This window comes from Bacillus sp. EB106-07-01-XG149 (genome assembly GCF_058791555.1).
In genome coordinates, this window is sequence record NZ_JBYTDP010000004.1 from 117368 (window position 1) to 130879 (window position 13512).

General features: G+C 36.3%; 9 protein-coding genes. 6 read left to right on the forward strand and 3 right to left on the reverse strand.

The window, feature by feature from the left end; all coding sequences use genetic code 11:
• Positions 1-35 precede the first annotated feature (35 nt).
• From AC3WTA_RS17665 to AC3WTA_RS17675, 3 genes are all read left to right on the forward strand, one after another.
• Complete coding sequence (locus AC3WTA_RS17665) at positions 36-3398, forward strand: tubulin-like doman-containing protein (RefSeq protein ID WP_000175132.1); 3363 nt, start codon at positions 36-38, stop codon at positions 3396-3398.
• 57 nt (positions 3399-3455) lie between these two features.
• Entirely contained in the window at positions 3456-3596 is a 141-nt protein-coding gene (locus AC3WTA_RS17670) for a hypothetical protein (protein WP_001116184.1), read from the forward strand.
• A gap of 492 nt (positions 3597-4088) precedes the next feature.
• Positions 4089-5471 (forward strand): amino acid permease, encoded by a 1383-nt coding sequence (locus tag AC3WTA_RS17675; protein WP_000054731.1) that lies wholly within the window; start codon positions 4089-4091, stop codon positions 5469-5471.
• Between the two features lie 68 nt (positions 5472-5539).
• On the opposite strand, the gene AC3WTA_RS17680 is transcribed toward AC3WTA_RS17675, so the two are convergent.
• The 3 genes from AC3WTA_RS17680 to AC3WTA_RS17690 are packed head-to-tail and all read right to left on the reverse strand — an operon-like array spanning position 5540 to position 9309.
• Entirely contained in the window at positions 5540-6676 is a 1137-nt protein-coding gene (locus tag AC3WTA_RS17680) for a Ger(x)C family spore germination protein (protein ID WP_001252182.1), read from the reverse strand.
• Positions 6677-7774 carry an endospore germination permease gene (locus AC3WTA_RS17685; protein ID WP_000166497.1) on the reverse strand — a complete coding sequence of 366 codons (1098 nt, stop codon included), beginning with the start codon at positions 7772-7774 and terminating at the stop codon, positions 6677-6679.
• Positions 7771-9309, reverse strand: a complete 1539-nt coding sequence (locus AC3WTA_RS17690; RefSeq protein WP_000528999.1) for a spore germination protein — start codon at positions 9307-9309, stop codon at positions 7771-7773. Before AC3WTA_RS17690 ends, AC3WTA_RS17685 begins: the two co-directional genes overlap by 4 nt.
• Before the next feature lie 295 nt (positions 9310-9604).
• Here AC3WTA_RS17690 and fdhF point away from each other — a divergent pair, with 295 nt between their 5' ends.
• The 3 genes from fdhF to AC3WTA_RS17705 all read left to right on the forward strand — a co-directional run bounded on the left by fdhF (position 9605) and on the right by AC3WTA_RS17705 (position 13499).
• Positions 9605-12544: a formate dehydrogenase subunit alpha gene (gene fdhF, locus AC3WTA_RS17695; protein ID WP_492332946.1), complete on the forward strand. Its 2940-nt coding sequence runs from the start codon at positions 9605-9607 to the stop codon at positions 12542-12544.
• Positions 12545-12556: 12 nt separating this feature from the next.
• Positions 12557-13039, forward strand: a complete 483-nt coding sequence (locus AC3WTA_RS17700) for a helical membrane plugin domain-containing protein (protein WP_000729895.1) — start codon at positions 12557-12559, stop codon at positions 13037-13039.
• A 115-nt stretch (positions 13040-13154) separates the two neighbouring features.
• A complete protein-coding gene (locus AC3WTA_RS17705) occupies positions 13155-13499 on the forward strand; it encodes a Na-translocating system protein MpsC family protein (RefSeq protein WP_000039582.1) in 345 nt (114 codons plus the stop codon).
• Positions 13500-13512 lie beyond the last annotated feature (13 nt).

Sequence of the window (13512 nt, forward strand, 5' to 3'; positions counted from 1 at the left end):
CTTTTCAAACAAGCAAGAATAGGAAGGTGGTTCACATGACGTTACAAGTTCCAACGATATTAATTGGTTTAGGTGGAATCGGTAGTACTGTGACACATCAAATATATGAAAGGCTACCTGAGGAGCGCCGAAAAAAGGTAGCAATGCACGTATTTGATACAGATGTGAATACATTGAGTAAATTTGATCACATTCGAAAGTTTAAGACGCAAACGAGTTCTAGTAAAACGCCAAGAGAGTATATTGCGGGAGATCCAACGATTCCAGAGTGGTTTCCAATGGACCCGACTATACTTGATAAACCACTGACAGAAGGGGCAGGACAGTTACGCGTCATTTCCCGTTTAGCGTTACTTGCTGCGATGAAAGAAGATAAATTGACATCCTTTTGGCAAGAAATCGAGAAGATTTTTCCGGTTACAAGCGATCAAACGGAATATGGAGTGCGTGTCATTATCGTAACATCACTAGCGGGCGGAACAGGTTCAGGGATGTTTCTACAAATTGCATTATATTTACGTGAAATGCTTCGTAAAAAACTGCAGCATCACAACATTTTAATACGTGGTGCGTTTCTAATGCCTGACGTTTTAGTTAAGACGAGAACGGTTAGTGCGAAAGAGTTTGAAACGGTGCAAGCAAACGGCTATGCCTCGTTAAAAGAATTACATGCCATTACACTCGGTTCCACTGGAGAATTATCAAAACGTGGTGGTGTGACGATTGAATTAGAATATCGACCTGATCAAGTAGATGAAGACGGAAGAACGAATCATACGATTAAACAACATCATTTACCGTACAATTATTGTTTCCTATACGATTACGAAAATCTACATGGACACCATCTGCACAATTTATCAGATTATATGGAGCAAATGGCAAATACGATTTATTTACAGTTATTTAGTCCGATGTCTGCAAATCATTTTGCACAGGAAGATAATCAAATTCAGCAATTAGCAGAATCAAGCGGGAAAGGACGATATTGCGGGGCAGGAACGGCAAAGATTATTTATCCGTATGAGCACGTGTTAAAATATTGTGCTTTAAAATGGGCTGTGCAAGGTTTGGATGAATCGTGGCTTCATTTAGATCAATTGTTTCAAGAGAAGAAGCAAAGATATGATCAAGATGTAAAACGTGGGATGCAGCGTGAAAAGCCAGAGCGTGGGAAAAGTTATTTAGAAGACTTAGAACATCTTGCTACTCGTCCAGAACAGGCCCATATTTTCTATAGACAAATGTACAATGAAACGCGTGAAGGAGCAGAGGGCGGTAAAGTGGGTGTGGCGAAATCTAAACTGTTTTTAGAGGCTGTAGAAAGCTATGTACAGCGAACGGTGCAAAAAGATGAGGAATTAAACCGTCTGCAGCACGAGTGTAAAATTTCGGCTGCGAAACTGAAAATGATGGAGCAAATGAAAGGTGAAGTAGCAAGGGTGGATCATGCGGTTCGTTTATATGCGTATGCGATTCCGAGCCGCGTACATGAGCATGTAACGACACTATTGTATGACATGATTGAATCAGACCGTTTTTCACCAAGTGGTTCTGAAGGGCAGTCCTATCAATTAAATACATGGTTTTTAAAGAAAACAGATCCTGTTCATCCAGTATCAGCTCGTTTTATGTTGTATGAAATTCGAAAGCAGTTAGTCGAGAAAATGAATCGACTACATGAAAATAATGAACAAAAGCGTAATTTAATTCAAAACTACGATAAGAAATTTAATGTGAGTAATATTGATGGAACGGTAACAGCTGTTCGCCGAGTAGAAATCGCACAGCAACAAGGCTGGTTTGGAAAAATGATGAATAATCAGCAGCGTTTGTTTAAAAAAGAATTTGAAGATATTGTAACGCAGTACGTACACAAATTAAACGAGTATCGTAAAGAAATGCTATTAGAACTCGTTTATCAATCGCTTTATCAAGCTGTTAATAAAATGATTCAATATTGGGAAAGATTTTTTGATAATTTACACGAAACACGTGAAAATTTATTGTTCGAAATCCAAAAACGCAGCAAGGAATTTGAAGGGAAAACAAATCCAACGAATGTATACGTATTAGCTGAAGAGAAGTTGCAAGAAAAGATATGGCAAGATATGCAGCAACATTTAAATTTAGGTGTATTACCGAAAGATATATCTGCGGAAATTTATATGAGTTTATACGGAGAATACTGCCGGGATGCGAAAACAGAAGAGATTCAATCGAAAAAGGTAGAAGACTTTTATCGTGAGCACATACTAAGTTATTGCTACGATGAATTACAAATACGCTATCGCGATAAATTAGAACTGAATATCGTTGAGGCGTTACGAAAAGAAGCGGATTATAAGAAGCGTGATCGTGATGAATACGTCCGTGAAAAAATTGAAGACTTGTTCCATTTAGCTAGTCCATTTGTGCCGAAAGTTTCCCATCATAGGGAATTACAATATTGGGGTATACATCCATCTTTAAAGAAAGAACTACAAGAGGAATTAATTCAAGAAATGTTTAAAGAAAAAGATACAGTACATGAAGCTTTTTCTCCATTTGAAGTCATTTGTTATCGTGCGCATTACGGTTTATCGTTGCAAGACTTCCCTAAGCTTTCGTCTGGACACATTGCAAATGGATTTATGAATGATAAAGGTGATTATTTTCAGTCTTACTATCGCCGTGTGAACAAGTTGAATAGTAAAAAATCTAGTTTAACGCCGCATTTAGATAAATATTGGCACTTACCAGCATTCATGCCAGACTTAAATGCAACGCAAACGAAGTTAGATTACGATAAATGTAATCGCGCTCTTCTATATGCGTATATGTATCGTTGGATTAGTTTAGTAGCTGTTGATGGCCAATTCGTGTATCAATATAACGGCGTTGGACGTAGCTTCTTAATTCAGTCGATGGGGAAAAATATTTCAAGCGAAAGTTACAAATTGCACAGGGCATTGCTTCATAATCCATTTATTTATGAAAACATCTTGTCCAGATTTGAAGAAGAACAAGAAAAGGCGATGATACAAGGCGGACATTTATATACACATCCGTTTGTATTAGGCGCTCAAGATATTAGATGGCTGCGTAAAGAGCATGTCCATAATATTTTAGATATGATTTTAATGTACGACCGTGAGGCGAAATATGATCCAACGTTAGAAGAAACTTCTGACGAATTATTAAGATTGTTCCTTGATGAAATTGAGTTATATTTCCAAAACTATTACGGTACAGGTGCCGATATGGTTGCAAAGAAAGAGAAAGAAATGTTTATTAAACAATTGTGGGATCGTTCGTACGCGAAAGGTTATGTTGATCCAAATAGTGCTCCTTATAAAAAGTGGCAAAATTTATTAAGCGTTCATGATGAAGAAGAAACGCCAAAAACGAATGTATAATGAATGAAAAGGGAATCCTTAAAAGTGGCAATACAACTTTAGAAAAGAGGGATTCCGATGCCGTTTTTAGGAAGTGTATATCAAATATTTGGATTGTATCCAGAAATTTATTATGGAATGATTTCAGCTGAGCTACAAGAAAAGGCTCAGAAGGAACATCTTGAAAATAATAGTGCAGAAGCTGAAGTAGAAGAATAAAAAAAGTGCAGATGAAAATCTGCACTTTTTATTTGCTTTAAAATGGTTCCATATCCTTAATTGAATTGTTATTTGAAGATAACAGTTCAGTTAAGGGTACGATGATGTTTCTTAAATTTCATATAATGAAAAATGTATAAAAATCAATATAAAAAAATGAATATAAATATAAAGATGAGAAGGAACAATGTTTTCAAGAAAATAATTATGTTTAAAAATAACGTTTGATACATAATTAACCGTTATTGTTTAATTAATTTTATTGTTGACAATATAATTAATTATATGATAAATTCAATCAGCATTCTTAGTGATGTGTTGCTGAATTAATTGTTTTACAATTTACTACAGTTTAAAAAGATTGATTTTTCAGTCTTTTATTAAATTATTAAGTTTATGGAGAGTGAATTATGTATATTTTTATTTTTTAAACAGAACAGTAATAAAGATTGCAATAAGTAAGAGATAAACTTGAAAAAGAGGTTTCAATGAATGAGTCTTTTAATAAAGAAAACAATGGATGAAGAAAAGAAAAAAGTATTGAATCAAACTTTAGGTGCAATTGACTTAACTCTTTTAGGGATTGGAGCAATTATTGGTACAGGGATTTTCGTATTAACAGGTATTGTAGCAGCGAAACATGCTGGCCCAGCGATTGTATTATCGTTTATATTAGCGGCGATTGTATGTGCGTGTGTAGCTTTCTGTTATGCTGAATTTGCTTCTACAGTTCCAGTTTCGGGAAGTGTATATTCATATACATATATGACACTAGGTGAGATTTTTGCATTTATAGTCGGTTGGTGCGTTATGTTGGAGTACTTATTAGCGACTTCTGCGGTAGCTGCAGGATGGTCAGCGTATTTTCAGTCATTGTTACTAGGATTTAATATTCATATCCCTACAATATTTGCTTCGGCACCTGGTATGGGAAAGGGTGGAATTATTGATTTACCAGCAGTTCTTATTATTTTAGTTGTTACATTTTTATTAAGTCGTGGTGCAAAAGAAAGTGCACGAATAAATAATATAATGGTTATTATTAAACTGGCTGTTATTGTAGGGTTTATTGTTGTAGGGACACAATATGTAAAACCAGAGAACTGGCAACCATTTCTACCTTTTGGTTTTCATGGTGTAGTAGGAGGTGCTGCTACTGTATTTTTTGCTTTTTTAGGATTTGATGCAGTTGCAACAGCTGCAGAGGAAGTGAAGCGTCCACAACGTAATGTGCCAATTGGGCTACTTGTTTCATTGTTCATTTGTACCATTCTATACGTAGGTGTTTCATTCGTATTAACTGGAATGGTTCCGTTTACGGAGTTGAATGTCGCTGATCCAGTTGCATATGCATTACGTATTGTGGGAGAAGATAGAATTGCTGGATTGTTATCGGTGGGGGCGATAGCGGGGCTAACGACAGTTCTGTTAGTAGCTATGTTTGCATTTGTTCGTGTATCTTATTCGATGAGTCGAGATGGGTTGTTACCAAAAAGACTTTCAAGTGTACATAAACGTTTACAAACCCCATTTTTTAATACGTGGGTTACAGGTATTATTGCAGCTTTATTAGCAGGATTAGTGGATTTGAATTTATTAGCTAATTTAGTGAATATGGGAACGATAACAGCATTTGTTTTTGTATCTATAGCCGTTATTGTATTAAGAAAGACACATCCTAATATGAAAAGGCCATTCCGTGCGCCGCTAGTACCTTTTTTACCAATCGTTTCAATAGTAAGTTGTATATATTTAGCTTTGAACCTCTCTCAGCTTACGTTAATTAGTTTTGTAGCATGGGTAATAATAGGTGTATTTATATATTTTGTATATGCTAAAAAACACAGTAATGTTAGAAATGGAAATAGAGTATAGTCCATTGAAATAATAATTGTAATGTAAATGAAAACACGCTACTTATAAGAACAGGTAGCGTGTTTTTATTATTTAATAATCCCGTTCTCTAAAATTTTAATAGTAGGTGCTACTTTCACATTAGCCTTTGAAAAGGCACTCGGCCAATCGTCTTCAACCGTTTTCCATTCTTTATATTGAAATGCTCTCGCATAATCACCAAACCCGAATGGATCAAGTTGCTGTTTTTGAATTTTGTGGATTAAATTGTTTAAATCTTTGTTTAGTTGTTTTGTAATAAGTGAAGTTAATTTCTTTCTACCTTTGTCTATATCCATGTTGAATGTAAGTTCAGATACGGAAACTTTAAAATTCATTGCAATATTAAATTTGAAATGGTTATCGTTATAGCCTGTGTGAATGTCACGATTCATGCTAAGAACATTTATTGTTACGAAATCGTCGCCGTCTGTATCTTTTAGATGACTATTACTTTCAACTGAATTAGACGGGATTTTCAGTGTAAGTGAAACGGGGATATTCGCTTTCTTTTGTAATAGAAGAAGAAGGGCACTTTCATATCGATTTAAAGACATTTTATAGATTCCGCGAGAAGTTAATAATGCAGAGCCGGTAACGAGAATATCTTTTTTACCTTTTTTTATTTCTGAGATAGCAGGTGTTATACCTTTATTAAAAGTTTGCCTATGGAATTCATGGAATGTCGTAAACGCGGTTCGATTGTATAGTTTGTTCGTATTAATTAAATCTGTTAAATATTCAGGAAGTGCAGGCTTATCTTTAAAATTATTATATATAACTGAGGAGATTGGACCGTCTACTGCAACCATGCGCATATTTCCAGTATTTTTAGGGTCGCGATACCAAACATCAAGGTAAGGCATAGCTCCTTCTTGTTTTAAAAATTTCGTGCTAAATAAAATGAGTTGTAACTTTTCTGTAGATACTAAACCGCTACTTGAACTATTAAATGTTGCTTTTGCTTCTCGAGGGGTATGTACTGTCGCTTCATGAGTTTCGTATTTTTTCTCCACATCTTCATTAAAAATAGGGTTTACGTGGTATACAATTAATTTTCCTTTTGCTTTTGCGTCAAACCCGTAAATTAATGAAATGGATTGTTTTTCTAGGTCGAGCCGATCTCCTCCACATCCTGTTAAAAAGGTTATGAGAAAGCAAAATATAGTGAAAATAAAGCGTCTCATTTAAATTTTTCTCCTTTTCCAATGCTGATAAAGTGTCATGTATAAGAGAAATACGACTGGGAATAGAAAAACGATAAAATAACTTGCAGTTCCCCAAAATTCCCGCAATGCACTTATTTGATACGAGGATGGGATATAAAAAAATAAAACGAAAACACACCCGAATAATAAAAACCAAACAGGTAATGAACTCCCTTTTTTGTTAAGTAACTGATTGATTCCATCTGAAGCAGTGAAAATATAAGGAATGCAAGAATCAAAAATAATGAAGAGATAAAATGACAAAAAGATAATTTCAAACCGTTCCAGAAATGAAAAGTGAAATGGTGTAACGAGAGAAAGAGTGGGCCATAAAAACTTAGTTATACCATCTGGGCTAAAATAAACGAAAGAAACGAACGTAACTTGCAGGTAAACGAATAAAGTAATCATATTTGCAATAACGATTCCTTTTTTTGCAGATGATTTATTACTGAGATAAGGATAAAGGACAAATGCAAACTCAAATCCGAGAAAGGCAATAATAGTTGATTTTACTGTGTTGAAAACTGGTAGCCATCCCTCTTTAAGGAGAGGAAGAAGATAAACCCAATGCCCGTCTTTAAGTGGGATAAATAATAGCAATGGCATCCAGAGTGTAAATAAGACAGTAAAAACAGCATAGCGGCTAATAATAAGAACACCTTTACATGCGAGCATAACCATTGGGATAGATAATAACATCATGATTAAAAACATTGGAGATCTAGGTAAAATCCAAATGTGAATAACGTATAAGAGGGAAAAAATTAAGGATACAGCTGCAAGAACAGCATATAAAATCCAAAAAATCATTCCTACTCTTCCTAGCCACTTCCCAAGATAACGAGTTAGCACATCAAGTAAAGTATACCCGGGATGTTTTTCCATAATTTTTACAATACATAGACTGACTAAAGTAGTGATAGCGCATCCTATTATAATAGACATCCAGCCATCTGTATTCGCCCCTTGCGCAACTTCACGTGGCAGTGTAAGGACACCGAACCCTACTTGAACACCACTAATTGTTAAAATGTATTGAAATATACTAATCTCCCTCTTTGCACGCTTTGTCACTTATCTTCCTCCGTTTCTTCTATATCGCGTTGTCGATTCTCTTGTTTTAAGTTAAGGGATAGTGGTCGTTTCTTCATTAGTTTCCATGGTAACCGTACAAGAATGTCTTTTAAATCCGAAGCAAATGACGGAGAAAAAGGACCACCATAAGGAACACCAAGTGATTCCATAGAAAGAATATGGATGATGATAACTGCCATCCCGACCATAATTCCAATGACCCCAAACAAAGAAGCGGTTATCATCATTGGAAAGCGAAGAAGCCGAATTCCTGCTGACATTTCCATGTTAGGGATGATAAAAGAAGCGACTGCAGTAATAGATACGACGATAACCATAACATTACTTACTATTCCTGCTTGAACAGCAGCTTGTCCAATGACAATCCCTCCTACGACTCCAATCGTTTGTCCAACGGGACCAGGAAGCCGAACCGCAGCTTCGCGGAGCATTTCAAGTACTAATTCCATCAAAAGTGCTTCTAATATAGGGGGGAAAGGAATTTTAGCTCGAGATTCTCCAATTGTTAACAATAATTTAAGTGGAATCACTTCATAATGAAAGGAAATCATAGCAATATAAAGAGCTGGAGCAAATATTGCAATAAATAGTCCGGTAAAACGAAGTAGTCGTATGAAAGATGGAATCATTGGCCGGAAGCTGTAATCATCTATCGTCTGAAAAAAAGATGAAAAGGTCATAGGTCCAATTAATACGCCGGGTGAGCGGTCTACAACAACAGCAATTCGTCCATCCAAAATGTGATGGGCCGTTGTATCAGGGCGTTCGGTTATTGATAATTGCGGAAAGAGAGTATAGGAATTATCTTCAACAAACCCTTCTAATTCTCCGGTAGTAATAATGGCATCCACTTTGATTGATTCGATGCGGCATGCCATTTCTTGTACAACGCCTTCGTTTGCAACGTCTGCTAAGTACAGCAAAAAAACCTTTGAAGTAGCTCGTTCACCAACAGTGAATTCCTTCACTTTCAATTCGCGATTTGGAATATATCGACGAATAAGTGCAAGACTGTCGCTCGCTACTTCATTAAATCCTTCGTGTGAGCTTTTTATGGCAGTTTCTGTTGTAGGTTCTTCAATACTTCTTTTTGGCGCCGATTGCGTATCTAGTTCTAATGCTGTAAGTTGTTCGTTTATAAATAAAATGCTTTTACCATGTAAAAGGGACTGTTCAATATCTGACCATTGCTGAACTTTTTTTACATTTCCGATTGTAACTGAAGATTCCCAAAAATTGTCCTCATTCCACTCTTTAAAGAGGAGGGGGCGAAGAATATCGATGTTAATAACAGTTTTATCTACAAGTCCTTCCATATATATGAGAGCGGCTTCTTTTCCGTTTTTTAACGGGAAAGTCCGTGTAATTAATTCTGGAATACCGCTAAAAAGTTTTGACAAGTGCTTTAGATTAAGGGAAAGAGAAGAAGAGATAGATTTATTTAATATGTGATCAGCTTGCTCTTGTGCAGAAAAATATTTTTCACCACGTATCCATTTATTAAAAGGCCCCATTTGTTCGCTTACTCCTTGTTATGTTTATATGGGTTATTATGGATAGTTCCATGCGGACATATGCGTAGTTTAAATTTTATATTGTATATTTTTAGCTTTAACGCTATAATTATAGTGTTAAAGATGGAATCGTGATATGACCTGTTATGAATCTATCGTTTTATTTATGAATAAATGGATTGGTATTTTAGCAAGATGTGCTAATAAACTACTCCACCATGATAATAACGTGCCGAAATGTGGTGCGTATATTTTCGTGGTGGAGTTTTTTTATTCTCAAAAAGGGGGAAAGACCATGAATAACAACATGGTTCATATTACAATTGACGGAAAAAAGTATACAGCGGAGCCTGGTTCAACGATATTGGGTGTTATTAATGAGAACGGGATTGAACATCCGCAAATTTGTTACGTGCCAGAAGTAGATCCTATTCAAACATGTGACACTTGTATTGTAGAGGTTGACGGAAAGTTAGTGCGCTCTTGTTCGGCAGTAGTGACAGAAGGTATGAACATTGAACGTAATTCTGCTCATGCCAAAGAAGCACAAACAGAGGCAATGGATCGGTTACTAGAAAATCATTTATTATACTGTACAGTATGTGACAACAACAATGGGAACTGTAAACTGCATAATACAGCAGAATTAATGGAGATTGAACATCAAAAATATCCTTATGAACCAAAAGTAGATGCAAGTGAAGTTGATATGACGCATCCGTTTTATCGCTACGATCCTAATCAATGTATTGCATGCGGTCAATGTGTTGAGGTATGTCAAAACTTACAAGTAAATGAAACGTTATCAATAGACTGGGAAGCGGAACGCCCACGAGTTATTTGGGATGAAGGAGTAAATATTAATGATTCTTCATGCGTGAGCTGTGGTCAATGTGTAACCATTTGCCCTTGTAATGCTTTAATGGAGAAAACGATGCTCGGTGAAGCTGGATTTATGACGGGATTAAAACCAGATATTCTTGAACCGATGGTAGATTTAATTAAAGAAGTTGAGCCTGGATATAGCGGAATTTTTGCGGTATCAGAAGTGGAAGCGGCCATGCGTGATACTCGTACGAAGAAAACGAAAACAGTATGTACATTTTGTGGTGTAGGTTGTTCATTTGAAGTGTGGACGAAAGGGCGTAAAATTCTTAAAGTACAGCCTTCTTCTGATGCGCCAGTTAACGCAATTTCTACTTGTGTAAAAGGAAAATTCGGTTGGGATTTCGTAAATTCTAAGGAACGGATTACGAAACCTTTAATTCGTAAAAATGGAGCGTTTGTTGAATCTACATGGGAAGAAGCACTAAATGTAGTTGCAAGTAAATTAGGATTTATTAAAGAAGAATACGGTAAAGATGCTATCGGTTTTATTTCTTCATCTAAAATTACGAATGAAGACAATTATGTTATTCAAAAATTAGCTCGACAAGTATTTGAAACGAATAATATTGATAACTGCTCACGTTATTGTCAATCACCAGCGACGGACGGATTATTCCGTACAATTGGTATGGGTGGAGATGCTGGAACGATTAAAGATATCGCAAAATCCGGTCTTGTTATTATTGTAGGTTGTAATCCGACAGAAGGTCATCCTGTTTTAGCTACACGTATTAAACGTGCGCATAAATTACACGGACAAAAATTAATTGTGGCTGATCTTCGTAAAACAGAAATGGCAGAGCGTTCAGACATCTTTATTAGTCCAAAACAAGGAACAGATCAAGTATGGTTAATGGCTGTTACGAAATATATGATTGACCAAGACTGGCACGATCAACGATTTATTGATGAGAATGTAAACTTCTTTGAAGATTTCAAAGAGAGTCTGAAAGAATATACACTTGAATATGCAGAAGAAATGACTGGTATTTCAAAAGAAGCACTTATTCAAATGGCTGAAATGATTCGTGATGCAGATGGTACATGTATCCTTTGGGGTATGGGAGTAACGCAAAATACAGGTGGATCGGATACTTCCGCTGCGATTTCAAACTTACTGCTTGCAACAGGTAATTATCGTCGTCCAGGTGCTGGTGCATATCCACTTCGAGGCCATAATAACGTACAAGGTGCTTGTGATATGGGTACTTTACCAGGATGGCTTCCTGGATATCAGCACGTTACTAACGATATGGAACGTGCGAAATTTGAAATGGCTTACGGAGTGAAAATTAATAGTGAACCAGGTCTTAATAATATTGAAATGCTTCACGCAATTGATGAAGGGAAAATGAAAGCTATGTATCTTGTCGGAGAGGATATGGCTCTTGTAGACTCTAATGCGAACCACGTACATGAAGTGTTATCAAGCCTTGATTTCTTCGTTGTGCAAGACGTTTTCTTATCTAAAACTGCTCAATATGCAGATGTTGTATTACCGGCAGCACCGTCTCTTGAGAAAGAAGGTACTTTCACAAATACAGAGCGTCGTGTACAAAGATTGTATCAAGTTCTTCCTACGCTTGGAGATGCGAAGCCAGATTGGTGGATTGTGCAGGAGATTGCGAATAAATTAGGTGCAAACTGGAATTATAGCCATCCAAGTGAAATTTTTGCTGAAATGGCAAGTTTATCACCACTATTCTCACAAGCAAATTATGAAGTACTTGAAGGATGGAATAGTTTCCATTGGGGAAGTTTTGATGGAACGAATACACCACTTCTGTTCCAAGATGGATTTAACTTCCCAGATAAAAAAGCTCGTTTTGCAATTGCTGACTGGGTACGTCCAGCTGAATTCCCAGCGGAGTTCGATCTTCACATTAATAACGGTCGTATGCTTGAACATTTCCATGAAGGGAATATGACAAATAAATCAACAGGTATTCAAACGAAAGTACCTGGTGTGTTTGTTGAAGTTTCTCCAGCACTTGCAAAAGAACGTGGAGTGAAAACAGGTTCATTAGTTCGCCTTGTCTCTCCTTTTGGAGCACTAAAATTACGTGCACTTGTAACAGACCGTGTAAAAGCGAATGAGTTATATTTACGGATGAACTCTACAGATAATGAAACAGCAATTAATTTCTTAACAGGTCCTGCTGTGGACGTACGTACCAACACACCTGCTTATAAACAAACGAAAGTGCGTATGGAAGTGCTAGAAGTTGATGGCGCAAATCCGATGCCAAAAGCGAACCCGCGTAACAAAAAACGTCATCCTCAAGCTGGTATTGAGGTAAATCGTAAGTGGGCACGTCCAGGGTATGTGCATTTAACGGATAAGTAGGAGGAGAAAAATATGGCTGCACCTATAAAAATGATTCAAAAACAAGAATTAACTGAGGAAGAAATAAAACAGCAAAAATTAGATGATTTAAAAGAGCTCCTAGCTAATAATGAAGAAGCTTTAAATCAAATGTTTAATATTGTTGGGGAATTAAATGACATCGGAATGCTAGAAGCTGCAAATTCTATGTTAAAGGCGAAAGAACCAATCGCAAAGATTGTTCTTGGCCAAGTGACTCGTGAGCCTGTTACAAATTTAATTAATAATATGATGGGTGCTGCGGGTGCTTTAACAGAACTTGATCCGGGGCTTACGAAAAAGCTTATAGGTAGCTTATTAGTAGGATTAGAAGAAGGTAATGAACATCTAGAGAGTAACAAAAAAGTAGGGGTATTCGATCTTATGAAAGTATTGAAAGACCCAGACATTAACCGTGCTATCGGGTTTGGACTTCATTTCTTAAAAGGTATGGGGAAAGGGTTAAAAGACGAATAAACTTCATGAAGTGAACCTTTTCGCCCAAATGTTTGTACGAAATAGTTTGGGCGGAAGGATCATTTTGGTAAAATATATAATAAAATAAAATGAGGCTTTTGGGAGGTATAATTGTATGTCAAAAAAAGTACATGAATTTAATGATATGATACGAAAACTTCGAAAAGAACTTTTCGGAAAAGGGCCAGAAAGAATTCATACTGTATTTGCTGAAAATATGGCGATTGCAACCCTTTATGGAAACTTAACACCTACTGAAAAATTCATTTCAAGTACGATGGACGGTGCGGAAATGGTTCATATGGCTAGAACGAAAATGATTCAAGAAGTGTATGCTGCGAATTCCCGTGAACATTTGGAGGAACTTGTTGGAGCGAAATTAGTGAATTTATTTTCAGATATGAAAGTAGAAGAGGATATTGCAGTTTCGGTATTTGTTTTTGATAAAAATATAACGTGAGAGAAGGATACTG